This is a genomic window from Nocardioides sp. Iso805N (assembly GCF_000364605.1).
In the GTDB taxonomy this organism is placed as follows: domain Bacteria; phylum Actinomycetota; class Actinomycetes; order Propionibacteriales; family Nocardioidaceae; genus Nocardioides.
Map to the genome: position 1 here is coordinate 157,558 of NZ_KB822578.1, position 23,936 is coordinate 181,493.

General features: G+C 69.9%; 21 protein-coding genes. 17 read left to right on the forward strand and 4 right to left on the reverse strand.

The genetic code is table 11. From position 1 onward, the window contains the following. The first annotated feature begins 12 nt into the window (after positions 1-12). The 10 genes from H036_RS0110580 to ettA all read left to right on the forward strand — a co-directional run bounded on the left by H036_RS0110580 (position 13) and on the right by ettA (position 11,261). Entirely contained in the window at positions 13-1,134 is a 1,122-nt protein-coding gene (locus H036_RS0110580) for a PrsW family intramembrane metalloprotease (protein WP_017934759.1), read from the forward strand. After that, entirely contained in the window at positions 1,131-2,861 is a 1,731-nt protein-coding gene (locus H036_RS22510; protein WP_036488074.1) for a dynamin family protein, read from the forward strand. Before H036_RS0110580 ends, H036_RS22510 begins: the two co-directional genes overlap by 4 nt. Before the next feature lie 123 nt (positions 2,862-2,984). Then, positions 2,985-4,628: a YfjP family GTPase gene (locus tag H036_RS22515; protein WP_017934761.1), complete on the forward strand. Its 1,644-nt coding sequence runs from the start codon at positions 2,985-2,987 to the stop codon at positions 4,626-4,628. 63 nt (positions 4,629-4,691) lie between these two features. Next, entirely contained in the window at positions 4,692-5,633 is a 942-nt protein-coding gene (locus tag H036_RS25910) for a rhodanese-like domain-containing protein (RefSeq protein WP_017934762.1), read from the forward strand. Between the two features lie 7 nt (positions 5,634-5,640). Continuing rightward, entirely contained in the window at positions 5,641-6,450 is an 810-nt protein-coding gene (locus H036_RS0110605; protein WP_017934763.1) for an ABC transporter ATP-binding protein, read from the forward strand. After that, complete coding sequence (locus H036_RS0110610; protein ID WP_017934764.1) at positions 6,447-7,091, forward strand: ABC transporter permease; 645 nt, start codon at positions 6,447-6,449, stop codon at positions 7,089-7,091. The genes H036_RS0110605 and H036_RS0110610 overlap by 4 nt, the downstream gene beginning before the upstream one ends. Then, entirely contained in the window at positions 7,088-7,741 is a 654-nt protein-coding gene (locus H036_RS0110615; protein WP_017934765.1) for an ABC transporter permease, read from the forward strand. Before H036_RS0110610 ends, H036_RS0110615 begins: the two co-directional genes overlap by 4 nt. A 14-nt stretch (positions 7,742-7,755) precedes the next feature. Continuing rightward, positions 7,756-8,703 (forward strand): ABC transporter substrate-binding protein, encoded by a 948-nt coding sequence (locus H036_RS0110620; protein WP_017934766.1) that lies wholly within the window; start codon positions 7,756-7,758, stop codon positions 8,701-8,703. 224 nt (positions 8,704-8,927) lie between these two features. After that, positions 8,928-9,500 carry a single-stranded DNA-binding protein gene (locus H036_RS25690; protein WP_017934767.1) on the forward strand — a complete coding sequence of 191 codons (573 nt, stop codon included), beginning with the start codon at positions 8,928-8,930 and terminating at the stop codon, positions 9,498-9,500. A 78-nt stretch (positions 9,501-9,578) separates the two neighbouring features. Beyond that, complete coding sequence (gene ettA, locus H036_RS0110630; protein WP_017934768.1) at positions 9,579-11,261, forward strand: energy-dependent translational throttle protein EttA; 1,683 nt, start codon at positions 9,579-9,581, stop codon at positions 11,259-11,261. Positions 11,262-11,378: 117 nt separating this feature from the next. Here the strand turns inward: ettA and H036_RS24400 are convergent, their stop codons facing one another. The 3 genes from H036_RS24400 to H036_RS0110645 all read right to left on the reverse strand — a co-directional run bounded on the left by H036_RS24400 (position 11,379) and on the right by H036_RS0110645 (position 14,590). Beyond that, positions 11,379-12,692: a ScyD/ScyE family protein gene (locus H036_RS24400; protein WP_017934769.1), complete on the reverse strand. Its 1,314-nt coding sequence runs from the start codon at positions 12,690-12,692 to the stop codon at positions 11,379-11,381. A 107-nt stretch (positions 12,693-12,799) separates the two neighbouring features. Next, positions 12,800-13,279: a MarR family winged helix-turn-helix transcriptional regulator gene (locus H036_RS0110640; RefSeq protein WP_017934770.1), complete on the reverse strand. Its 480-nt coding sequence runs from the start codon at positions 13,277-13,279 to the stop codon at positions 12,800-12,802. An 87-nt stretch (positions 13,280-13,366) separates the two neighbouring features. Beyond that, on the reverse strand, positions 13,367-14,590 hold the full coding sequence (locus tag H036_RS0110645) for an acetyl-CoA C-acetyltransferase (protein WP_017934771.1): 1,224 nt from the start codon (positions 14,588-14,590) through the stop codon (positions 13,367-13,369). 106 nt (positions 14,591-14,696) lie between these two features. Between H036_RS0110645 and H036_RS0110650 the strand changes: the two genes are divergently transcribed. The 7 genes from H036_RS0110650 to H036_RS0110680 all read left to right on the forward strand — a co-directional run bounded on the left by H036_RS0110650 (position 14,697) and on the right by H036_RS0110680 (position 23,466). Further along, the gene (locus tag H036_RS0110650; RefSeq protein WP_026145943.1) at positions 14,697-15,602 is read left to right on the forward strand and encodes an acyl-CoA thioesterase; all 906 of its coding nucleotides are present in this window, start codon (positions 14,697-14,699) and stop codon (positions 15,600-15,602) included. A gap of 102 nt (positions 15,603-15,704) precedes the next feature. Beyond that, entirely contained in the window at positions 15,705-15,911 is a 207-nt protein-coding gene (locus H036_RS0110655; RefSeq protein WP_017934773.1) for a hypothetical protein, read from the forward strand. Continuing rightward, positions 15,908-17,572, forward strand: a complete 1,665-nt coding sequence (gene kdpA, locus H036_RS0110660) for a potassium-transporting ATPase subunit KdpA (RefSeq protein ID WP_017934774.1) — start codon at positions 15,908-15,910, stop codon at positions 17,570-17,572. The genes H036_RS0110655 and kdpA overlap by 4 nt, the downstream gene beginning before the upstream one ends. Beyond that, positions 17,569-19,614 carry a potassium-transporting ATPase subunit KdpB gene (gene kdpB / locus H036_RS0110665; RefSeq protein ID WP_017934775.1) on the forward strand — a complete coding sequence of 682 codons (2,046 nt, stop codon included), beginning with the start codon at positions 17,569-17,571 and terminating at the stop codon, positions 19,612-19,614. The genes kdpA and kdpB overlap by 4 nt, the downstream gene beginning before the upstream one ends. Positions 19,615-19,619: 5 nt before the next feature. Continuing rightward, positions 19,620-20,231 carry a K(+)-transporting ATPase subunit C gene (gene kdpC, locus H036_RS0110670; RefSeq protein ID WP_026145944.1) on the forward strand — a complete coding sequence of 204 codons (612 nt, stop codon included), beginning with the start codon at positions 19,620-19,622 and terminating at the stop codon, positions 20,229-20,231. A 5-nt stretch (positions 20,232-20,236) separates the two neighbouring features. Beyond that, positions 20,237-22,789 (forward strand): ATP-binding protein, encoded by a 2,553-nt coding sequence (locus tag H036_RS0110675; RefSeq protein WP_017934777.1) that lies wholly within the window; start codon positions 20,237-20,239, stop codon positions 22,787-22,789. Beyond that, positions 22,786-23,466: a response regulator transcription factor gene (locus H036_RS0110680; RefSeq protein WP_017934778.1), complete on the forward strand. Its 681-nt coding sequence runs from the start codon at positions 22,786-22,788 to the stop codon at positions 23,464-23,466. Before H036_RS0110675 ends, H036_RS0110680 begins: the two co-directional genes overlap by 4 nt. Here the strand turns inward: H036_RS0110680 and H036_RS0110685 are convergent. Continuing rightward, positions 23,448-23,819 (reverse strand): hypothetical protein, encoded by a 372-nt coding sequence (locus tag H036_RS0110685; protein WP_017934779.1) that lies wholly within the window; start codon positions 23,817-23,819, stop codon positions 23,448-23,450. The genes H036_RS0110680 and H036_RS0110685 overlap by 19 nt on opposite strands. Positions 23,820-23,936 lie beyond the last annotated feature (117 nt).

Genomic DNA, 23,936 nt, shown 5'->3' on the forward strand with positions numbered 1-23,936 from the left:
AGGCTTCGCCCCATGGGGGTGACACCGCCGCGCAACCGCGCGTTCACGATCGTCGTCAGCGTGCTCGTCGCGCTGGCAGCGGTCCCTGTGCTCATCCTCGTCGCAGCGTCCGGCGCGCCGACGCACACCGTGCTCGCCGTCGTCCTGGCGAGCGTGCCGGTGGTGCCGCTCGTGCTGTTCTTCCTGTGGCTCGATCGCTACGAGCCGGAGCCTCGGGTGCTGCTCGCACTGGCACTGACCTGGGGCGCGTTCGTCGCGTGTTTCGCCGCGATCGTGCTCGAAGGTGTCGGCGGTGTGGTCACCGGCCTGCGCGACAACGCCTCGATCGCGATCGTCGCGCCGGTGGTCGAGGAGGCCTGCAAGGGCTTCTTCCTGGTGATGCTGTTGTGGTGGCGCCGCGACGAGCTCGACGGCGTTCTCGACGGCATCGTCTACGCGGGCATGGTCGGCATTGGCTTCGCCTTCATCGAGAACATCCTCTACCTCGCGGCGGCCTACAACGGCACCAGCGGCGTCGGGCCCGGGGGAGTGCGTGGGCTGGCCGGGACGTTCGTCGTACGGTGCCTGCTGAGCCCGTTCGCCCATCCGCTGTTCACCGCCTTCACGGGCATCGGCGTCGGCATCGCGGTCGGCTCCCGCTCCCGATCGGTGCGATGGCTGGCCCCGCTGGGCGGGTACTGCGTGGCCGTGCTCACCCACGGCATCTGGAACGCCTCGACGATCTTCGGCTTCGGCAGTGTCGTGGTGGTCTACCTCGTCCTGATGCTGCCCGCCGTGGGCGGCCTCGCGGGCGTGGCCGTCTGGGCACGGCGCTCCGAGCGACGGATGCTGGCCGTGGCGCTCGACGATGCCGCCCGCCGAGGCCTGCTTCCTGCCACGGACATCGGCTGGGTGGTCGATCTAGGAGCCAGGCGCAGTGCTCGTGCCTACGCTCGCAGGTGGGGCGGTCCCGCGGGTGAGCACGCGATGCGGGAGTATCAGCAGGCAGCGATCGAGCTCGGATTCCTGCACTCACGATTCCTGCGTGGCACCCCGCCACCCAACTTCGCCGCCCGCGGGGCGGAGTACGTCGCGAGAATCGGTGCGGTCCGGCCCCGGATCGCCTTCCCTGGACAGGTGGTACCCACGAGATGACAGCCGCTGGGGAATTCGACAGCACCCGGATGGTGACGGCCCTGGTCCGTCTCCACCAGGCGCTGCAGGACATCGCGCTACCCCTCGACCTGGCCGGCGTGAACGAGCAGCGCCGGTCCCACTCTGCGCTCGTGGACCAGCTCGAGGACTACGTCATCCCGCGGATGATGACCATCGACGCGCCGCTGCTCGCGGTCGTCGGCGGCTCCACCGGCGCCGGCAAGTCGACGCTGGTCAACTCCCTGGTCGGCAGGCGCGTCACCGCGCCCGGCCTGCTGCGCCCGACCACGCGGTCGCCCGTCCTGGTGCACAACCCGGCCGATGCACACTGGTTCGGCCAGGACCGGCTGCTGCCGGAGCTCAAGCGGGTCGAGCACGCCACGGACGACCCGAAGGCGCTGCAGCTGGTCGCCTCCGACGACGTCCCGGCGGGGTTGGCGATCCTCGATGCGCCCGACGTGGACTCGGTCGAGGAGCAGAACCGTCTGCTCGCCGCTCAGCTGCTGGCAGCCGCCGACCTGTGGATCTTCGTCACCTCCGCTGCGCGCTATGCCGACCAGGTGCCGTGGGAGTTCCTCAAGGCCGCGGCCGAGCGCTCCACGGCCGTCGCCGTGGTCCTGGACCGTACGCCGCACGACGCGGTGCAGACCGTCGCCACCCACCTGGCCCGGATGCTCGCGGCCAGGGGCCTGAAGGACTCGCCGCTGTTCATCGTGCACGAGGGCCAGGTCACCAGTGAGGGCCTGCTGCCCGCGCAGCACGTCGCCGAGGTCCGCGGCTGGCTCGACATGCTCGCCGACGATGCGGCCGCCCGGCACGCGGTGGTCACCCAGACCCTCGACGGTGCCGTCCGCGCGCTCACCTTCAACGTGCACCCGATCGCCGATGCCGCCGCGGCCCAGGCCGACGCGCTGGTCCGTCTGCGCAGCGACGCGGAGGCGGCGTACGCGAACGCGCGCAGCGCCATCGTCGCGGCCACTGCCGACGGCACCCTGCTGCGCGGCGAGGTGCTGGCGCGCTGGCAGGAGTTCGTCGGTACCGGCGAGCTGCTCAAGTCGCTGGATAACAGGGTCGGCAAGCTGCGCGACCGGATGGTCAACGCGGTCAAGGGCAAGCCGCAGCAGGCCGAGCGGGTCAGCGTCGCTGTGGAGTCGGGCCTCGAGCTGCTCATCCTCGAGCACGCGGAGGCGGCCGCCGAGCGTGCCGAGGCCGCGTGGCAGCAGACCGAGGCCGGTCGTGGCCTGCTCGCCGACGCGCCGGGCGACCTCGGTCGAGCCAGCCGCGCACTGCGCAGCAAGGCCGAGCGGGCGGTCCGCGACTGGCAGCAGGACGTCCTGGAGATGGTGCGCACGGAGGGCGAGGAGAAGAAGTCCACCGCCCGCTTCCTCGCGTACGGCGTCAACGGCCTCGGTGTCTCGCTGATGGTGGTGGTCTTCGCCGACACGGTCGGCCTCACCGGTGCGGAGGTCGGCAGCGCCGGAGGTTCGGCCGCGGTCGGGCAGAAGCTGCTCGAGGCCGTCTTCGGCGACCAGGCCGTGCGCGACCTCGCCGCCCGGGCCCGCGCGGCCCTGGAGCAGCGGGTCGAGGCACTGCTCGCCGAGGAGGAGTCGCGCTACACCGGCGTGCTCGACGTACTCGCTGTCGACGTGGCTGCACCGGACCGGCTGCGCCAGGCGGCTCGCGGTGTGGATGATGTGCGCTACGCGATGCAGCGCACGTTGGACTGAGCGCTCGGGGTCGCTCGGGGTCGCTCGGGGCCGCTCAGGTCCCACGCGATGACGCTCGCTGACCGATTGAGGAGTCCGGCCACTAGGCTGGGCCGCATCCGCACGTACCGCTGAAGGGGAAGCATGTCGTCGTCGCTCGAGGGAGCCCAGCACCTGCAGGCCTTGGGCTCCGACATCGGTGACCGACTCGGCGGGCTCGCCGAGGCCGCCGACGCCGCACAGGGTCGGCTCGACGAGGAGATGGTCGGCGAGGCCCGGGCCATCGCGGAGCGTGCCGGCAGCCGGATGAAGCTCTCCTCCGAGCACACCGTCGTCGGCATCGCCGGAGCGACCGGGTCGGGCAAGTCCTCGACGTTCAACGCGCTGACCGGCCTGGAGCTCTCCGCCGTCGGCGTACGTCGCCCCACCACCTCGTGGGCGACGGCGTGCGTGTGGGGCTCGAACGGCGCCCGCGAACTGCTGGAGTGGCTCGGCATCCCCGACCGGCACCAGACCACCCGCGACTCGATGCTCGACACCCGGCGGGAGTCCAACGAGCTCGACGGCGTCGTGCTGCTGGACCTGCCCGACCATGACTCGACCGAGCTCTCCCACCACCTCGAGGTGGACCGGCTGGTGGGGCTGGCCGACATGCTGGTCTGGGTGCTGGACCCGCAGAAGTATGCGGACGCCGCGATCCACGACCGCTACCTCGAGCCGCTGAAGACCCATGACGAGGTCATGGTCGTCGTGCTCAACCACATCGACAAGGTGCCCGAGGAGCGGCGCCAGTCGATGATCGACGACGTCCGCCGTCTGCTCGACAACGACGGCCTGCAGAAGGTCCCGGTCATCCCGGTCTCGGCCCGGCTGGGTTGGGGCGTCCCCGAGCTGCGCGCCGAGATCGCGCGCCGGGTGGCGGACAAGAAGGCGACCAAGGGTCGGATCGAGGCCGACGTGAAGACGCTGGCGGGCCGGATGCGCGACGCATCCGGTGACGCCGCGCCCAAGAAGCTCGACCAGAGCCGGATCGACGCCCTCGACGATGCCATCGCCGAGGCGGCGGGCGTGCCCACCGTGGTGGACGCGGTCGAGCGGTCCACCCGGCTGCGCGCCGGTCGGGCGACCGGGTGGCCGCTGGTCTCCTGGCTCTCCGCGCTCAAGCCGGACCCGCTCAAGCGGCTCCAGCTCGATCTCGGTGCCGAGGGCAAGGTGCTCGCCGGCCAGGGTCGCGCCTCCGTGCCGGAGGCGACCTCGGTGCAGCGTGCCCGGGTCGACAGCGAGGTCCGCGCCTTGGCCGATGAGACCGGCTCCGGTCTCGGCACACCCTGGCAGGAGTCGATCCGGACCGCATCGGTCTCCAGGATCGGCGAGCTCAACGACCGCATCGACGCCGCCCTCGGTCGCGTCGACCTCGGTGCCTCCAAGATCCCGGTCTGGGCCGGCCTGGTCCGGGTGCTGCAGTGGCTGCTGATCATCGCCGCCGTCGGTGGAGCGGTGTGGACCGTCGCGGCCGCCGTCTCCGGTGGTCTCGGTGACACCTCCAAGGTGGCCGGTGTCGCCCTGCCGCTGGCGCTCCTGATCGGGGCCGTGGTCCTCGGCATCGTGCTCGCGCTGGTCTGCCGCATCCTCGTCGGCCGTACGGCGAAGACGCGCGCGGCGACGGCCGACGAGCGACTGCGCACCGCCGTCGCCGAGGTCTCCGACGAGCTCGTGGTCAAGCCGGTGCAGGCCGAGCTGGCCGCCTACGCCCGCTTCCGCGACGGCGTGACCAAGGCGCTGAAGTAGGCGAGACGCGCGGAGAGCGACGAAAAGTTTCTCTACTGATTAACTAGAGTTATAGTAGGCGGCATGTCCGCCGTCTCGATCATGCGCCCGACCCTCTCCCGGGCCGAGCTCGCAGCGCTCACGCAGCGCTATGCCCAGGAGGTCCTCGAGGGCCGTCACGAGGTGCACGCCGACCCCGACGAGCGTTGGCACGTCCGGCTGCACTGCGACGACGACGTCGACGTCTGGCTGATCAGCTGGACGCAGTCCCAGGGCACCGAGCTGCACGACCACGGCGGTTCCTGCGGTGCCTTCACGGTCGTCGAGGGCGCGCTGACGGAGTCGGTCTGGTCTGGACCGGTCGAGAAGGGGCGTCTACGCGACCTCGAAAGGGGTATCGGTGACACCGTGACCTTCGGCGACCACTACATCCACGACGTGCGGAACACCGAGGAGCAGGTCGCTGTCAGCGTCCACGTCTACTCGCCACCGCTGAGCCTGATGAACTTCTACGACGTCAACGACGGCGCCCTCGAGCGGCTGGCGACGAGCTGGACCGACGACCCGGAGATCGCCACGCCGACCTACCGCACCGTCGACGAGCTGCTCCAGGCCGCTCGTGGCGGCATCACCAGGCTCCAGCCCGCAGCCGCTGCAGAGGCCGTGGAGCAGGGCGCGCTGATCGTCGACATCCGGCCGGCCTGGCAGCGTGAGGCCGACGGCGAGGTGCCGGGCGCGTTCATCGTGGAGCGCAACCACCTCGAGTGGCGGCTGCACCCGGCATCCGACGCGCGGCTGCCGCAGGCCGTCGCCGGGCAGCGCTGGATCGTGATGTGCACGGAGGGTTACACGTCCTCGCTGGCCGCCGCATCGCTGGCCTCACTCGGCATCCCGGCCGCCGACATCGAGGGTGGGATCAAGGGGTGGGAGGCCGCCGGGCTTCCCGTCGTACCTGGCCCGACGCCGGTCGAGCAGGTCGTCCCGCACGGTGGAGCCGCAGACGCAGCGGCCCCGCGCGCGTCATGATGACCGCATGATCGAGTACCGATCCGTCGCGAAGACGTTTCCTGACGGGACCGAGGCGGTCCACGACTTCAGCCTCGTCCTGCCCTCGCGCAGCACCACGGTCCTGGTCGGCTCCTCCGGGTGCGGCAAGACCACACTGCTGCGGATGGTCAACCGGATGGTCGACCCCTCCAGCGGCCAGGTGCTGATCGACGATGCTGATGTCGCCAGCCGCAACCCGGTCGAGCTGCGCCGTTCCATCGGCTACGTGATGCAGCACTCCGGGCTGCTTCCGCACCGCAAGGTGGTCGACAACGTCGCCACGCCGCTGCGGCTCGGGGGAGTGGGACGACGAGATGCGCGCAGTCGTGCCCTCGCCGCGCTGGAGACCGTCGGGCTCGACCCGACGCTCGCCGACCGCTATCCCGGCCAGCTCTCCGGCGGCCAGCAACAGCGCGTCGGCGTCGCCCGCGGGCTGGTCGCCGATCCCAATGTGCTGCTGATGGACGAGCCGTTCGGCGCGGTCGACCCGATCGTGCGCGCCGAGCTGCAGCAGGAGCTGCTGCACCTGCAGCGTGACCTCGGCAAGACGATCGTCTTCGTCACCCACGACATCGAGGAGGCATTCCTCCTCGGCGACCAGGTCGTGATCCTGCGCAAGGGCGGCGAGATCGCCCAGGTCGGCACCCCGGCGCAGATCCTGGCCGATCCGGCGGACGAGTTCGTGCGCAGCTTCGTCGGGCTGGACCGCGGGCGGCGTACCTTGCGGATCCAGGAGGTCGACGGGAAGCGCGTGGTCGTCGACGCCGACGGCCGCGCGGCAGGCGTGCTGGCGTGACCTGGTTCTTCGACAATCTCTCCTACATCCGCGAGCTGGCCTGGCGCCACCTGTGGCTCTCGGTCATCCCGGTGGTGCTGGGCTTCGTGATCGCCCTCCCGATCGGGTACGCCGCGAGGCGCTGGCGGCTTGGCGGCAAGACCCTGCTGAGCCTGGCCAGCGTGCTCTACACCATCCCGTCGCTGGCGTTGTTGATCATCATCCCCGGCCTGCTCGGCACCTCGTTCCTCGACCCGACCAACGTGCTGATCGTGCTGACGGTCTATGCGGTCGCGCTGATGGTCGGCACGGCGGCGGGTGCCTTCGGCAGCGTCTCGGAGTCCGTGGTGGACGCTGCCCGCGCGAGCGGCTACTCCACCTGGCAGCGGATCGTCCAGGTCGAGCTTCCGCTTGCCGGGCCGGTGCTGCTCGCCGGCGTACGCGTCGTCTCGGTGAGCACCGTCAGCCTGGCGACGATCGCGCCGCTGATCGGGGTCAGCAACCTGGGCTCGCTGTTCACCGACGGGTTCCAGCGCTACTTCGCCACCGAGATCATCATCGGGATCCTCTGCGTCGTGGTGCTCGCCCTGCTGCTGGACGTGCTGTGGGTGCTGATCGGGCGGCTCACGATGCCGTGGCTGCGGGTCAGGGGGAGCCGATGAGCGGCATCTCCGAGGGCATCTCCTGGCTCACCGACAGCGCGCACTGGCACGGCGACGACGGCTTCCCGCACCGGATCGCCCAGCACCTGGGCTACACCAGCCTGACCGTCGTGATCGCCTCGGCGATCGCGATCCCGCTGGGGCTGTGGATCGGCCACACCGGCCGGTTGCGTGGCCTGGCGATCGCGCTGACGGGTGCGCTGCGAGCGCTGCCGACCCTGGGGCTGCTGACGCTGGTGGTGATCTGGCGCGGCATCGGCCTGACGCCGCCGATCGTCGCGCTGGTCGTGCTCGCCATCCCGCCCCTGCTGGCTGGAGCGTACGCCGGACTCGAGTCGGTCGACCGCGCCACCATCGACGCTGCCCGCGCGATCGGGATGAACGAGTGGCAGGTGCTGGGCAAGGTCGAGGTGCCGCTGGCGCTGCCCTTGATCATCGGCGGACTTCGGGCCGCCGTGCTGCAGGTGGTCGCCACGGCGACTGTCGCGGCGTACATCGGACTGGGTGGTCTCGGGCGCTACCTGATCGACGGGCTCGCGGTCCGGGATTATCCGCAGATGGTTGCGGGTTCCATCGTCATCGTGGTGCTCGCCCTCGTCCTCGACGGCATCTTCGCCGTCGTCCAACGCGCTCTCTCCATCCAACGATGAGTAAGGAACAAACCATGAAGGTCACTCGACTGGTCGCTCTGGCCGCCGCCTCAGGACTCGCCCTGACCCTGGCCGCCTGCGGCAGCGACCCGACCAACACGTCGGCAGGATCAGGCTCGAAGGCGTCTGCTTCCTCCTCGGCGTCCGGCTCAACCACCCAGCCGATCGTGGTCGGCTCCGCCTCCTTCGGGGAGAGCGAGATCCTTGCCGAGATCTATGCCCAGGCGCTCACGGCCAAGGGCTTCGATGCCTCCACCCACCTCGACATCGGCCAGCGTGAGGCCTACATCGGCGCGCTGAAGGACGGCTCGATCTCGCTGTTCCCGGAGTACACCGGCAACCTGCTGACCTACTTCGACCCCAAGGCCACCGCCACCGCGCCCGCGGACGTGGATGCCGCGTTGAAGGCGGCGCTGCCCGACACGTTGACGACCCTCACGCCCTCGGCGGCCGAGGACAAGGACTCCTACAACGTCACCGCCGACTTCGCCAAGAAGAACAACCTGCACACGATCGCCGACCTCAAGGGTGTCTCCGGGCTCTCCCTGGCGGGCAACCCCGAGCTCAAGACCCGCTCGTACGGTGTGCCGGGCCTGGACAAGGTGTACGGCATCTCCGGCATCTCGTTCACCCCGATCAGCGACAGCGGCGGCCCCGCGACCGTGAAGGCCCTGACCTCGGGCAAGGTGGACGTCGCCGACATCTACTCCACGACCCCGTCGATCTCGCAGAACCACCTGGTCACGCTCAGCGATCCGAAGAACCTGGTGGCTGCGCAGAACGTCGTCCCGCTGATCCGCAAGGACCACGACAGCGCCGATGTCGACGCCGTGCTCAACGCGGTCTCGGCCAAGCTGACCACTGCCTCGCTGCTCGAGCTCAACACGAAGTTCAACGGCCCGGACAAGCCGAAGGCCGCCGACGTGGCGGCGGACTGGCTCAAGGCGAACGGCCTGGCCTGATCCGCAGCCTGATCCGCAGCTGAGGCGGCCGGAGCGGTCACGCTCCGGCCGCCTCAGCTGTTTTTTGAGACCGATATCGCCGAAATCCGGACGCTCGCTGTCCACAGAGCCGGCTCGGGGAGGGATATCCCCAGGCTGAGCGACGACGACGGCTTCGTGTCGGTGGTGCTCGGCAGGCTCGCAGGTGCAGCGCCTGCTGCTGAACCTGACAAGGAGCCAGAGAAATGAACGAGTCCTACATCACCGTGCACGGCTACGTGGTCGCCACGCCCGTCGTACGCACGGTCGGAGAGCACTCCGTCGCCAACTTCCGCATCGGCGTCACGCCCCGCAAGCTCGAACGATCCTCGGGGGAGTGGCGCGACGCAGAGACCCAGTGGTACTCGGTGAGTGCCTGGCGCGCACTGGGGGACAACGTCGCCCGCTCGCTGCGCAAGGGCGACCCGGTGATCGTGCAGGGGCGGCTCAGCGCCCGCACCTGGGTCAATGCCAACCGCGCCGAGGTGGTGGCCCACGAGATCGAGGCCGCGGTCGTCGGGCACGACCTGCGGCGCGGCTTCAGCACCTTCGCCAAGACCGCCTCGGCAGCCGCCACCGGCTCGGAGGTGCCCCAGGACGACACGTACGACGAGGCCAGCCAGCCGGCTCCGCTGACACCCGCTGACCTGGAGAACCTCATCGACGGCGCCGGTCGGTCCTCCGACGTCCAGCCCGATGCCGTGCCGGTCGAGTCGGCGCGGAGCTCCGACTGGAACCCGCCGCTCGCGGACGCCCCGGGCTGGGCCGGAGCCGCCTGAGCAGTCGCACCGGTCGGGGGCTGTCCGACGGCAGCCCCCAATCGGGTCTCGGCGGCCGATTCCAACTAACCTAGCCGCATGGCCGAGTACATCCTCTCCCTGCGCAATGTGCGCAAGGCCCACGGCGACAAGGTCGTCCTCGACAATGTCACCCTCTCCTTCCTGCACGGCGCCAAGATCGGCGTCGTGGGTCCGAACGGCATGGGCAAGTCCTCGCTGCTCAAGCTGATGGCCGGCTTGGACCACCCCAACAACGGCGACGTCGTCCGCGACCCCGACGCCACCGTCGGGATGCTGCAGCAGGAGCCGCCGCTCACCGAGGGCAAGACCGTCCTGGAGAACGTCCAGGAGGCTGTCGGGGAGATCAAGGCGAAGGTCGATCGCTACAACGAGATCTCCGAGCTGATGGCGGACCCGGACGCCGACTTCGACACCCTGCTGGCCGAGATGGGCAACCTGCAGGAGGAGCTCGACCACGCCAACGCCTGGGACCTCGACTCGCGTCTCGACCAGGCCATGGACGCGCTGCGCTGCCCGCCTGCGGACGCGCTCGTGGACAACCTCTCCGGTGGTGAGCGGCGCCGCGTCGCGCTGTGCAAGCTGCTCCTCCAGCAGCCCGACCTGCTGCTCCTCGACGAGCCCACCAACCACCTCGATGCCGAGTCGGTGCAGTGGCTCGAGGGTCACCTCAAGAACTACCCGGGTGCCGTCCTGGCCGTCACCCACGACCGCTACTTCCTGGACAACGTCGCCGAGTGGATCGCCGAGGTCGACCGCGGCGCCATCCACGGCTACGAGGGCAACTACTCCACCTACCTGGAGACCAAGAAGGACCGCCTCAAGATCGAGGGGCAGAAGGACGCCAAGCGCGCCAAGATGCTGGAGAAGGAGCTCGAGTGGGTGCGCTCGAACGCCAAGGCCCGGCAGACCAAGTCGAAGTCGCGTCTGGCCCGCTACGAGGAGCTCGCGGCTGAGGCCGACAAGGCGCGCAAGGTCGACACCGCCGACATCAACATCCCGCCGGGCCCGCGGCTCGGTGACGTCGTCCTCGAGGCCCATGACCTGACCAAGGCCTTCGAAGGCCGCACGCTGTGGAACGACATCTCGTTCACCCTGCCGCGCGCCGGCATCGTCGGTGTCGTCGGCCCCAACGGCGTCGGCAAGACCACGCTGTTCCGGATGATCACCGGCGGCGAGGCCCCGGACGCCGGCGAGCTGAAGGTCGGCCAGACGGTCAAGATCTCCTACGTCGACCAGAGTCGCGGCGGCATCGACGCCAACAAGAACGTATGGGAGGTCGTCTCCGACGGCTTGGACTTCATCAAGGTCGCCAACTTCGAGATGAACAGCCGCGCCTATGTCGCCTCCTTCGGCTTCAAGGGCCCGGACCAGCAGAAGAAGGCCGGCGTGCTCTCCGGTGGTGAGCGCAACCGCCTCAACCTGGCGCTGACGCTGAAGCAGGGCGGCAACATGCTGCTGCTCGACGAGCCCACGAACGACCTCGACGTGGAGACGCTGTCCTCGCTCGAGGATGCGCTGCTCGACTTCCCGGGCTGCGCCGTGGTCACCTCGCACGACCGCTGGTTCCTCGACCGCATCGCCACCCACATCCTCGCCTGGGAGGGCGACGACGAGGACGGCGGCAAGTGGTTCTGGTTCGAGGGCAACTTCGCGGCCTACGAGGAGAACAAGATCGAGCGGCTCGGCATCGAGGCCGCCCGGCCGCACCGGGTCACGCACCGCCGCCTGACTCGCGACTGACCCTGAGCGTTGGCGCTCGGCGTTCGGGCTCGCCGGTTGAGGTCCAGACAATGATCCGGCGGTGGCCGGGGCCGCAGATTGCCCCGGACCACCGCCGGACCTGTCATGTGGGACCGCTCAGCGGCCGTACCTGATCAACTGACCCGCCGGCGTGGTGGTGTTGCCGTGCGGATCCTCGGGCGTGCCGGAGAGCACGTCGCTGGTGAAGTACAGCCCACGGGGTGTCCACTCGACCTCACCCGGCGAGGGTGTGGAGATGACGTCGGTGACCTTGGCGCCCCACCGGCCTAGCGTCACCTTCGAGATCGTGTCGCCGAAGAGCTGGGCGACGTACAGGCTCCCGTTCGGAGCCACCGCGAGTCCGGTCGGACTCGACAGACCGGTCACGACCTGGCGCGCCTGGCCGTTGTGGCCGTGGTGCCCCTTGCCTTGGTGGCTTCCGGGGTGGAGCCGGAAGTTGCCGTGGTAGGCCGCGTTCGCGCTGATCGAGAAGACACTGCCGCGTGCACCAGACTGCGGGCCCTCGGGACCGCCCGGCAGGCTGGTGACGTAGACGGTGCCGTTGCTCCCCACCTCGACGTCGGTCGGGACCGGCTCGAAGTAGTAGGTCAGCCCGACGAAGCAGGGATCGAGCCCCAACCCGGTCGCTGTCGCCGAGTCGATCGTCATCGGGATGCCCGGCAGGGTGGCGACCGTCCTGATCTGGCCACGCGGCGAGACGAGGAACACCGCGTTCGCGCCCGCGTCGGCCACATAGGTCCAGCCGTTGCTCAGCACGTAGGTGGCGTAGGGGTGCGAGTCCACCATGCCCGTGTAGGTCGCCGGTCCGTTGTCCGCTGTGTCCCACTTGGCCAGGCACGCTGCCGTGGCCGGGTCGGACATGTCGGCGTCGCGGAATCCGTACGTCGTGCCTTGGTCCGGATTGTTCGCTGCCTCGTAGGCGTGGATGTCGGCGATGGTGCGGACGTTCCCCGACGGGGTGAGCACCTTCAGCCAGCTGTCGACGTTCTCGCCCTCGCCGACGCTCTGGGTGACGGTGAAGACGACGTACCGACCGGCCACCGAGAGGCCCCCGACCTCATAGCCGTTCGGATCGGTGTAGACGGTCGTCTTGGTGCCGTTGCGGCTGATCCGATCGATCTTGCCGGCGAAGTTCTCCGAGACGTAGGCGGTGCCGCCGGGGGTGACCGCAGCACGCAACGGCGAGAGCAGACCGCTGGCCAGCACATGCTTGGTCGCCGCCTTCTGGTGGTGACCGCGGTGTCCCCGCTTGTCGTGGTTGACCTGCTTGCCGTGCTGGCTCTTGGCGTGCACGGCCTGCTGGTTGTGCTGTGAACCCTGGTGGGCGGAAGCCGCTGGTACGGCGATCAACGAGGCTGCCGCGAGCGCGATGACCGCAGCGGCAGTGGTGAGTCTGGGAATGTTCGACATGCTCTGCCTCCTTGCAGAAGATGACTCACTCCAGACGCTCCATCAGCGGGCGCGGACCGGAAATCCCCCGACATGGGTATTCGACAGATGCGGGCGGGGGTATGGCCTCAGCGGATCTCGATGTCCGGCCGGTCTCCGATGAGGTGGTCGGTAACCGTGTTCATCACCCGGCCGAGCGCTGCGAAGTCGTCCGCGGAGACCAAGTCCACCAGGTTCTCCCGTACGCCGCCGACGTGCAGCGGGGCAGCCTCGCGCAGCACCTGCCAGCCGCGCTCGGTGAGGACCGCGTCGACGCCCCGCCCGTCGACCTGCGACGTACGCCGCTCGACCAGCTGGGCCTTCTCCATCCGCGCGATGGTGTGGGTCACCCGTGACCGGGAGTGCCCCAGGGCGCTGGCCAGCTGCGCCATCCGCAGGGTCCCCTCGGCCTCGGAGAGACGCACCATGATCTCGTACTCGGCCAGCGACAGGTCGAACCTCCGGCGCAGGTCGTCGTCGAGGCGGTCGACGAGCAGCGTCATGCCGATCACGAGTCCGCGCCAGGACCGCTGTTGGGTGGCGTCGAGCCAGCGCGTCTCCTCGGTCATGTGCTGATCCTAGGAGATGTTGAATCGTGGAAGTATCAGGTCCGAGTCCGGAGTGCCCTCCGGACTCGGACCTGCAAGATCCACGAATCAACAGCGCTCGAGGATGAGGGCCATGCCCATGCCGCCGCCGACACACATGGTGATCAGGCCGGTGGTCTTGTCGTGCCAGTCCAGGCTGTTGAGCATGGTGTTCTGCAGCCGGGCACCGGTCATGCCGAAGGGGTGACCGACGGCGATCGCGCCGCCGTTGACGTTGAGCTTCTCGTTGTCGAAGGGGTCGACGCCGAGCTCACGGGCCGAGGGGATCACCTGGGCGGCGAAGGCCTCGTTGATCTCGACCAGGTCGATGTCGTCGATGCTCATCCCGGCCGACGCGAGCGCGCGCCGGGACGCCTCGACCGGACCGAGGCCCATGATCTCGGGGGAGAGGCCGGAGACGCCGGTGGCCACGATCCGGGCGAGCGGTGTGAGACCCAGCTCGGCGGCGCGGGTGTCGGACATGATCACGACGGCGGCGGCGCCGTCGTTGAGGGGGCAGCAGTTGCCCGCGGTGACGGTGCCGTCGGGGCGGAAGACCGGCTGCAGCCCGGCCAGCGCCTCCAGGGTGACGCCGGCGCGCGGGCCGTCGTCGGAGGCGACCACTGTGCCGTCGGTGAGCGTCACGGGGGTGATCTCGCGGGCCCAGAAGCCGTCGGCGATCCCCTTCTCGGTGAGGTTCTGCGAGCGCACCGCGAACTCGTCCTGCTCGGCGCGGGTGACGCCCTTGAGCTGGGCGACGTTCTCGGCGGTCTGACCCATCGCGATGTAGACATCCGGCAGCGCGCCGTCCTGGCGCGGGTCGTGCCAGACCTGGCCGCCGGCGGCGTAGGTCTTGGTCCGCTCCTTGGCCTCCTCGAAGAGAGGGTTGTGGGTGTTGGGGATGTGGTCCGAGGTGCCGAAGGCGAATCGTGAGACGGCCTCGACGCCGGCCGAGACGTAGACGTCGCCCTCGCCGGCCTTGATCGCGTGGAACGCCATCCGGGTGGTCTGCACCGAGGACGAGCAGTAGCGCGTGATCGTCGTACCGGGGACGTTGTCGTAGCCCAGCAGGACCGGGACGTTGCGGCCCATGTTGCTGCCGGACTCGCCGCCGGGCAGACCGCAGCCGAGCAGGTAGTCATCGATGGTGTTCGGATCAAGAGCCGGAATCTTGTCCAACGCCGCCCGGGTGACCAGCGCGGCCAGGTCGTCGGGCCGGAAGTCCTTGAGGGACCCCTTGTTGGCTCGGCCGATCGGCGAACGGGTGGCCGAAACGATGACTGCCTCAGGCATGACACTCTCCAGTTACTCGCGAGTATGAAACAGGTTCCAGAGACCATAGTGCCCGCCTGTCGAGTACGACGACAGAGGGCGGCCGGCCGTTTGGCAGGATCAAGGTGTGCGACATCGTTACGAGTGCCCCATGCGCTGGGCCGATCTGGACATGCTCGGTCACGTCAACAACGTCGTCTACGCCGACTACCTGCAGGAGGCCCGGGTCGACATGCTGCGGGTCCATGCCCGCAGCCCGCACACCGACGGTCTTGCCGAGGGTCTGCTGGTGGTCAACCACCAGATCACCTACCTCGAGCCGCTGCACTTCGACCACGACCCGGTCTTCGTCGACGTCTGGGTCACCGAGATCCGGGCGGCTTCCTTCACGCTGGCCTACGAGGTCTACCGCGAGCACTCCTCGGACCACGGCGACCAGCGCACCGTGTACGTGCGCGCCTCGACCCTGCTCACGCCGTACGTCTTCGAGCATCGCTCACCCCGCCGGATCACCGCCGAGGAGCGCACGGCGCTCGAGGTCTACCTGCACCCCGAGGACGTGCTGCACCCGCATGCCGTCGAGGTAAGCGAGGCCAGGCACAGCGAGCTCGGGCACTACCCGGTCAAGGTGCGCTTCTCCGACGTGGACGTCTACGGGCACGTCAACAACGTGAAGTACTTCGAGTACTTCCAGGAGAGCCGGATCGCGATGATGGCCAAGCTGGTCGAGGAGTTCAGGCTCGTTGATCGGCCGGGCGTCGTGGTTGCTCAGGCCGAGGTGACCTATCGCGCGCCGATCGTGCTCCGACCCGCGCCGTACGACATCTACACCTGGGTGGCGCGGCTGGGCTCCAAGTCCATGGTCTTCGACAGCGAGATCGTCGACAACGACGTCGACATCGCCGGTGGGGAGAAGCCGGTCGTGCTCAGCCGCAGCCGGATCGTGCTGGTCTTCTTCGACGTCGCCAGCGGCCGCTCGATCACGCCGCCGGATGACTTCCGCACCGCGCTGGAGTCGTTGACCCGCTCCTGACGACGGCGCCCGGTCAAGGATGCGTCAGTCCCGTCGCGCGCATCGTCAAGGAAGCATCAAGGCGCCACCGCACGCCCCATCTGCGCCACTAGACCTGGAGTCGTGTCCGACTTCGTCTATCTGGCGCTGACCCTGCTCTGCTTCGCGGGTCTCGCCCTCCTCGTCGGGATCATCGACTCCCGTCTCGAGCCCGATCCCCACCACGACCCGACCGACCTCGACGCCGATGAGCCCCAGGCCGATGAGCCCCGGGCCGACGAGTCCCAGGCCGATGAGGCCACCGACCTGTCCGGGGCGGTGCGCCGATGAGTGCCACCACCGCCGCGGTCCTGGAGCTCCTGCTCCTGGTCGCGGCCCTCGCCGTCTCAACGCCGTTGCTGGGTCGCTACCTCGCGCACGTCTACACCAGCCCGCGTCACCTCAAGGTCGAGCGGGCGGCGTACCGGATCATGCGCGTCGACCCCGACGCCGACCAGCACTGGCGTTCCTACGCCATGTCCGTGCTCGGCTTCAGCATGGTCGGCCTCCTCATCGTGTACGCCGTCGCACGCCTTCAGCTACACCTGCCGCAGAGTCTCGGCTTCGCCGGGTTCGGCCCGGCGGGCGCCTGGAACACGGCGGTCTCCTTCGTCTCGAACACCAACTGGCAGTGGTACTCCGGTGAGGCCGCCGCCGGCTACCTGCTGCAGGCCACCGGCCTGACGGTGCAGAACTTCGTCTCCGCCGCCGTCGGCATGGCGGTCGCCGCGGCCCTCGCCCGCGGCCTGGCCCGGTCGCGCAACGGCGGCCGTCTCGGCAACTTCTGGACCGACCTGGTCCGCGGCACCGTCCGGGTGCTGCTGCCGATCGCCTTCGTCACGGCGCTGGTCTTCGTGGCCGGAGGCATGATCGAGAACTGGAACGCCTTCCACACGGTGACCACGCTCGGCGGCGGCCACCAGACCATCACCGGTGGTCCGGTCGCCTCCCAGGAGTCGATCAAGCTGCTCGGCACCAACGGCGGCGGCTTCTACAACGCGAACAGCGCCCATCCGTTCGAGAATCCGAACGCCTTCATCAACCTGGTGCAGGTCTACCTGATCCTCCTCGTCCCGTTCGCGATGGCCTGGGCCTTCGGCCTGATCGTGAAGGACAAGCGACAGGGTGGCGCGATCGTGGCCACCATGGCTGTGCTCGCCACCGCCGCCGTCTCCTTCATGACGTGGGCCGAGATGTCGGGCGCCGGCACCGCCACCCGACTGGCCGGCGCGGCGATGGAGGGCAAGGAGACCCGCTTCGGCGAGGCCGCCAGCGCGATGTTCGGCTCCGCCACGACGCTGACCTCGACCGGTGCCGTCAACTCCATGCACGAGAGCTTCACCGCGCCGGGCGGCGGCATCGCGATGTTCAACATGATGCTCGGCGAGGTCGCACCCGGCGGGGTCGGCTCGGGGCTCTACGGCATGCTCATGCTCGCCATCGTCACCGTCTTCCTGTGCGGCCTGATGGTCGGCCGGACGCCGGAGTACCTGGGCAAGAAGATCGGCCAGCACGAGATCGTCCTGGTGGCCCTCTACATCCTCACCACCCCGACGCTCGTCCTGCTGGGCGCGGCCGTCGCCGTCACCGCCTCGTCGGGACTCGCCGGACTCTCGGTCGGCGGTCCACACGGCCTCTCCGAGGCGTTGTACGCCGTCACCTCGGCCGCCAACAACAACGGCTCCGCCTTCGCCGGCATCACGTCGGGCACCACGTTCTGGAACACCCTTCTCGGTCTGTTGATGCTCCTCGGCCGCTTCCTGCCGATCGTCTTCGTGCTAGCGCTGGCCGGGCGTTTCGCCACGGCCCGGCACCAGCCCGCCGGCGCCGGCACCCTCCCCACCCATCGCCCACTCTTCGTGGCATTGCTCACCGGCGTCGCGCTGGTCGTGGTCGGTCTGACCTACGTGCCGGCGCTCGCCCTCGGTCCGATCGCGGAGTCCCTCTCGTGAACAGTCCTCACACCGTCTCCCAGCCCAGCATCCTGACCGCCGAGCAGCTCCTGCAGGCGCTGCCGGGCGCCGTACGCAAGCTCGACCCGCGGGCGCTGCTCGCCACACCGGTGATGCTGATCGTCGAGCTCGGCGCCATCGCCACCACCGTCCTCTCGATCGTGAACCCGTCCGTGATGGGCTGGCTGGTCACCGTCTGGCTGTGGCTCACGGTCCTGTTCGGCAACCTCGCCGAGTCGGTCGCCGAGGGTCGCGGCAAGGCGCAGGCCGCCAGCCTCCGTGCCCTGCAGGAGGAGACCACCGCCCGCCGGCGGCGTACCGACGGCGGCGTCGAGACCGTCGCCTCCACCGAGCTGCGCAAGGGCGATGTCTGCATCGTCGAGGCGGGGGAGCGCATCCCTGGCGACGGTGACGTCCTCGAGGGCGTGGCCAGCGTCGACGAGTCGGCCGTCACCGGCGAGTCCGCACCCGTGATCCGCGAGTCCGGCGGCGACCGCAGCGCCGTCACCGGCGGCACCACGGTGCTCTCCGACCGCATCGTCGTGCGAATCACCTCCGACCCCGGCCAGTCGTTCGTCGATCGGATGATCGCCCTGGTCGAGGGCTCCGAGCGACAGCGCACCCCCAACGAGATCGCGCTCAACGTGCTGCTCTCCACGCTCACCGCGATCTTCGTGGTGGTCTGCGGCACGCTCTACTACATCGCCGACTACAGCCACGCCCACCAGTCCTGGCTGGTCCTGACGGCACTGCTGGTCTGCCTGATCCCGACCACGATCGGCGCCCTGCTCAGTGCGATCGGCATCGCTGGCATGGACCGGTTGGTACGCCGCAACGTGCTGGCGATGTCCGGTCGCGCGGTGGAGGCGGCCGGCGACGTCGATGTCCTCCTGCTCGACAAGACCGGCACCATCACCTACGGCAACCGACAGGCCAGCGAGCTGCTGCCCGTCGGCGGCGTCGAGCTCCGTGAGCTGGAGGACGCGGCAGTGCTCGCCAGCCTGGCCGACGAGACGCCCGAGGGCCGCAGCATCGTCACGTTGGTCGAGGGCGGTGAGGGCCGCGAGCACGCACCTCGGCCACCGGCGGGCGCGACGCTGGTGGAGTTCTCCGCGATGACCCGGATGAGCGGCATCGACGCTCCCGGCCTGCGGCTGCGCAAGGGCGCCGGCAGCGCCGTCGCGGCCTGGGTCGCGGAGACCGGCGGCGTCGTACCGGCGGACACCGAGATCCTGAGCACGCAGATCAGCGGCACGGGAGGCACACCGCTGGTGGTCGCCGAGCAGCGTGGCGAGGCGCCGGCCCGGGTGCTCGGCGTCGTCCACCTCAAGGACGTCGTCAAGGAGGGCATCCGGGAGCGGTTCGCCGAGCTGCGCGCGATGGGCATCCGCACCGTGATGATCACCGGAGACAACGCCATCACGGCCAAGGCGATCGCCGAGGAGGCGGGCGTCGACGACGTCCTGGCCGAGGCGACGCCGGAAGACAAGCTCGCCCTGATCCGGCGCGAGCAGCGCGGCGGCCGGATGGTGGCGATGTGCGGGGACGGCACCAACGACGCTCCGGCGCTGGCGCAGGCCGACGTCGGGGTGGCGATGAACACCGGCACCACCGCCGCGAAGGAGGCCGGCAACATGGTCGACCTCGACTCCGACCCCACCAAGCTGATCGAGGTCGTCGAGATCGGCAAGCAGCTGCTCATCACCCGCGGCGCGCTGACGACGTTCTCGGTCGCCAACGACGTGGCGAAGTACTTCGCCATCCTGCCGGCGATGTTCGTGACCGCGTTCCCGCAGCTGCACGTGCTCAACGTGATGCGACTGTCCAGCCCGCAGTCGGCGATCGTCTCCGCGGTCGTCTTCAACGCGCTGATCATCGTCGCGCTCATCCCGTTGGCACTGCGCGGCGTGAGCTACCGGCCCTCGTCGGCGGTGGAGCTGCTGCGTCGCAACATCCTCATCTACGGCGTCGGCGGTCTGATCGCACCCTTCGTGGGCATCAAGCTGCTCGATCTCGTTGTCTCGCTGATTCCAGGACTGTGATCATCATGAAGGACATCTACGCGCTCTATCGGCACAGCCTTGCTGGGCTGAGGGTGATGATCGGCGCCATCCTCCTGCTCGGGGTGGCCTACCCGCTGCTGGTCACCGGCATCTCGCAGGTGAGCATGCCGTGGCACGCGAACGGGTCGCTGATCACCTCGACCGGCGCCCACACCACCTCCTCCTCGCACGCCGTCGGCTCGCAGCTGCTCGGCCAGGTCGACGACAACCCGAAGCTCTTCTTCAACAGGCCTTCGGCAGCGGGCGACGGTTACGACCCCACCAGCAGCTACGGCAGCAACCTGGGTCCCAACGACCCCCGTCTGGTTAAAGCGATCAAGGCGGTCCAGCGGACGATCGCGGCCCGTGAGGGCGTGCCGGTCTCGGCGATCCCCGCCGACGCGGTCACCTCCAGCGGGTCGGGTCTGGACCCGGCGATCTCGCCGGCGTACGCCGATCTGCAGGTGGCCCGGGTGGCGAAGACCAACGGGCTCTCGGAGGCCACGGTGCGCCGGTTGGTCGCGCAGAACACGCACGGTCGCGCCCTCGGCGTGCTCGGCGCGGCCTATGTCAACGTGCTCACTCTCAACATCGCTGTCGAGCACGCGGCAGACTGACCCACATGGAGGCTAAACGGGGGCGGCTGACCGTCTATCTCGGCGCCGCCCCCGGCGTCGGCAAGACGTTCGCGATGCTCGACGAGGCACGTCGCCGGGCGAGCCGGGGCACCGACGTCGTGATCGGGTACGTCGAGACCCACGACCGGCCCAAGACGCAGAGCCAGATCGAGGGCCTCGAGGTGCTCCCGCGCAAGCGGGTGGGGTATCGCGGGGGCACCTTCACCGAGCTCGACCTCGACGCGGTCCTCGCGCGCAAGCCGCAGGTGGTCTGCGTGGACGAGCTCGCCCACACCAACGTCCCGGGCAGCCGGCACCTCAAGCGCGCCCAGGACATCGAGGAGCTGCGGGCGGCCGGGATCGACGTGATCACCACCGTCAACATCCAGCACCTGGAGTCGCTCAACGACGAGGTCGAGCGGATCACCGGCGTCCGGCAGCGCGAAACGGTGCCCGACGAGGTGGTCCGCACCGCCGACCAGATCAACCTGGTCGACATGGCCCCGGATGCGCTGCGTCGCCGGATGGCGCACGGCAACATCTACCGAGCCGAGAAGATCGACGCGTCGCTGACCTCGTTCTTCAGGGTCGGCAACCTGACGGCGCTGCGCGAGCTCGCGCTGCTGTGGCTGGCCGACCGGGTGGACGACGCGCTCGGGGACTACCGCCGGGCCCAGGGCATCCGCAGCCCCTGGCCCACCAAGGAGCGGATCGTGGTCGCCGTCACCGGCGGCCCGGAGAGCGAGACCCTGCTGCGCCGCGGCGCCCGGCTGGCCCAGCGTGCGGCCGGCTCGGAGCTGCTGGCCGTGCACGTCCTCACCGCCGACGGCCTGCAGGCGCCCGAGGCCGCCAGCCTGGCCCGGCTGCAGGAGCTGACCCGCTCCCTCGACGGCACCTTCCACTCGGTGGTGGGGGAGGACGCCGCGGAGGCCATCGTGGACTTCGCGGTGGGCAGCAACGCCACCATGATCGTGGTCGGGGTCTCCCGGCACGGTCGCCTGCGCCGGCTCCTGGCGGGCACCACCGGCGACCGGATCGCCGCTGCGGCGGGCTCGATCGACGTGCACCTGGTCACCCATGAGCAGACGCCCCGCACCGTACGCCGGCGGATGTCGATGTCGCCCCTGAGTCCGCGGCGACAGGCACTCGGCTGGGCGATGGCGGTGGCGGTGCCACTGCTGCTGGCCTGGTGGCTGAACCGCACGGCGCAGACGGCCGGTGCGACCGACCAGCTGCCGCTCGCCAGCCTGCTGCTCCTCGCCACCACGGTGCTCGTGGCGCTGGTCGGCGGTCGTTGGCCCGCGGTGGTGGCGGCGATGTTCGGCTTCATCAACCTCAACTGGTGGTTCACCCCGCCGGTGCGCCGACTGACGATCGCTGAGCCGCGCAACCTGCTCGCGCTGGTCGTCTTCGTGCTCGTCGCGGTGGCCGTGGCGACGGTCGTCGACGGCGCGTCGCGGCGTACCGAGGAGGCGGTGCGGGCCCGGGCCGAGGCCGCCACGCTGGGTGCGCTGTCGCGCTCGGTGCTCACCGGGCAGGACACCGCCGACGCCATCGTGGAGCGGGCACGGGAGACGTTCGGGCAGCGCTCCGTGGTGCTGTTGCGGCGTACGGCCTCGGGGTGGGTGCGGCTCGCGGGCGCGGGGATCGGCTATGCCGACACGCCGGACCAGGGTGACAACCAGGTCGCCGTGGACGGCGACCACGTGATGGTGCTGATCGGTGACCCGCTGCGCGCGGCCGACCAGCGGGTGCTGGAGGCCTTCGCGGTGCAGACCTCGTTGGTGCTGGAGTATCGGCGGCTGCGCGAGCACGCCGACCGCACCGTCGCGCTGGAGCGTGCCGAAGCCACCTCGACGGCGTTGCTGCGCGCCGTCTCGCACGACCTGCGTACGCCGCTGGCCACGGTGCGCACCGCCGTCGACGGGCTGCGCAGCGGGGTGCTCGACGATGCCGATCGTGAGGTGCTCGCCAGCTCGGCCGCCACCTCGGCCGAGCAGTTGGAGCACCTGATCGACAACCTGCTCGACCTCTCCCGGGTGCAGGCCGGCCTGGTCCACCCGGTGCTGCGACCGGTCAGCCTGGAGGAGTGCGTGCCCCTCGCGCTGGCCGGCTTCTCCGCCGAGGAGGTCAGCAACGACGTGGCCGAGGACGTGCCACTGGTGCGCACCGATCCCGGCCTGTTGGAGCGGGTGGTGGCCAACCTGGTCTCGAACGCGGTCCGCGCCTCCGCCGGTGTCGCGCCGGTGCGTGTGCTGGCCAACGTGCGTCGCGAGGAGGTCGAGATCCTGGTCGTCGACCGTGGCCCCGGGGTGCCGGAGGAGCAGCGCGAGCAGATGTTCGAGCCGTTCCAGCGGCTCGACGACTCCTCGCCCGGTGGTCTCGGCCTCGGGCTGGCGGTGGCCCGGGGGCTGGCCGAGGCGATCGGCGGCAGACTGTCCGCCGAGGACACCCCCGGCGGTGGCCTGACGATGGTGGTGGCGGTGCCGCGCGCAGGCGTGGCGCCGGGCGCCGCCAGCGGCAGCATGCAGGCGGGGTCGAGCGAGGGAGAGCGGTGAACAAGATCCTGGTGATCGACGACGAGCCGGCGCTGGCACGGGCGCTCGCGGTCAACCTTCGCGCCGCCGGCTGGGAGGTCGAGGTCGCCCACGACGGCCGGTCCGGGTTGTCGGCGGCTGCCGGGTTCCACCCGGACGTGGTGCTGCTCGACCTCGGCCTGCCGGACCTGGACGGGACCGAGGTGCTCGCCGGCCTGCGCGGCTGGACGTCGGTCCCGGTGGTGGTGCTCAGCGCGCGCCAGCACGGTGACGACAAGATCGAGGCGCTCGACCTCGGCGCCGACGACTATGTGACCAAGCCGTTCGCGATGGACGAGCTGATGGCTCGGCTGCGGGCCGCCGTACGGCGCGGGCAGGAGACCGCTTCCCCCCAGACCTCCAACCTGAGCGTCGGAGAGTTGGAGATCGACTTCGCCCGCAAGCGGGTGGCCAAGCGCGGCGAGGACATCAGGCTGACCCCGACCGAGTGGGCGTTCCTGGAGCTGCTGGCTCGCAATGTCGGCCGGCTGGTCTCCCGCGAGCAGATCCTCAAGGAGGTGTGGGGCCCGGTCTACGCCAAGGAGACCCACTACCTCCGGGTCTATGCCGCCCAGCTGCGGCGCAAGCTGGAGGACGACCCGTCCCACCCGCGCTACCTGGTCACCAGCAGCGGGCTGGGCTACACCCTGGAGCCCTGAGCCCGACGCGACCGCGCCGCCCGCATCCGAGACGCCCGCTGCGGTCGCAGTACGGCGACGGCAACCGACAGCGTGACCAGCACCGCGAGGTGGTCGAGGTCCGTGGCGGCGAAGGTGAGCTGGCCGCCGACGTTGACCACGAAGCCGGTCAGCAGGCCCCAGCCGGAGAGGCCGAGCAGGGCGGCGTAGCCGAACGGCACCGAGAGCGCGGCGATCGCACAGGCGCCGAGGTAGCCGATCAGGCCGGTGGTGAGGTCGGCGTGCGTGCGGGTGAACACGGCCGCCAACGCGAGCAGGACCACGAGGCCGAGTCCTGCCCGGACGGCCGCGAGGTCGGTGAGGCGTGGCTCCATGCCCTCCAGTCAACGACCGTGCCGACGCCGCGGCGCCGGCCACGATGTGTTCTTGACGACGTACGGGGTCCTCTTTACGGATTCTTTACGCCTCCAGACCCCTTCTCGATGAGGGCG

Coding starts and splice junctions, on each gene's coding strand:
- H036_RS0110675 (WP_017934777.1), top strand. CDS start 20,237: ATGGAGGCTAAACGGGGGCGGCTGACCGTCTATCTCGGCGCCGCCCCC.
- ettA (WP_017934768.1), top strand. CDS start 9,579: ATGGCCGAGTACATCCTCTCCCTGCGCAATGTGCGCAAGGCCCACGGC.
- H036_RS0110685 (WP_017934779.1), bottom strand. CDS start 23,819: ATGGAGCCACGCCTCACCGACCTCGCGGCCGTCCGGGCAGGACTCGGC.
- H036_RS0110615 (WP_017934765.1), top strand. CDS start 7,088: ATGAGCGGCATCTCCGAGGGCATCTCCTGGCTCACCGACAGCGCGCAC.
- H036_RS22510 (WP_036488074.1), top strand. CDS start 1,131: ATGACAGCCGCTGGGGAATTCGACAGCACCCGGATGGTGACGGCCCTG.
- H036_RS0110580 (WP_017934759.1), top strand. CDS start 13: ATGGGGGTGACACCGCCGCGCAACCGCGCGTTCACGATCGTCGTCAGC.
- H036_RS24400 (WP_017934769.1), bottom strand. CDS start 12,692: ATGTCGAACATTCCCAGACTCACCACTGCCGCTGCGGTCATCGCGCTC.
- H036_RS0110605 (WP_017934763.1), top strand. CDS start 5,641: ATGATCGAGTACCGATCCGTCGCGAAGACGTTTCCTGACGGGACCGAG.
- H036_RS25690 (WP_017934767.1), top strand. CDS start 8,928: ATGAACGAGTCCTACATCACCGTGCACGGCTACGTGGTCGCCACGCCC.
- kdpA (WP_017934774.1), top strand. CDS start 15,908: ATGAGTGCCACCACCGCCGCGGTCCTGGAGCTCCTGCTCCTGGTCGCG.
- kdpC (WP_026145944.1), top strand. CDS start 19,620: ATGAAGGACATCTACGCGCTCTATCGGCACAGCCTTGCTGGGCTGAGG.
- H036_RS0110645 (WP_017934771.1), bottom strand. CDS start 14,590: ATGCCTGAGGCAGTCATCGTTTCGGCCACCCGTTCGCCGATCGGCCGA.
- H036_RS0110620 (WP_017934766.1), top strand. CDS start 7,756: ATGAAGGTCACTCGACTGGTCGCTCTGGCCGCCGCCTCAGGACTCGCC.
- H036_RS0110640 (WP_017934770.1), bottom strand. CDS start 13,279: ATGACCGAGGAGACGCGCTGGCTCGACGCCACCCAACAGCGGTCCTGG.
- H036_RS25910 (WP_017934762.1), top strand. CDS start 4,692: ATGTCCGCCGTCTCGATCATGCGCCCGACCCTCTCCCGGGCCGAGCTC.
- H036_RS22515 (WP_017934761.1), top strand. CDS start 2,985: ATGTCGTCGTCGCTCGAGGGAGCCCAGCACCTGCAGGCCTTGGGCTCC.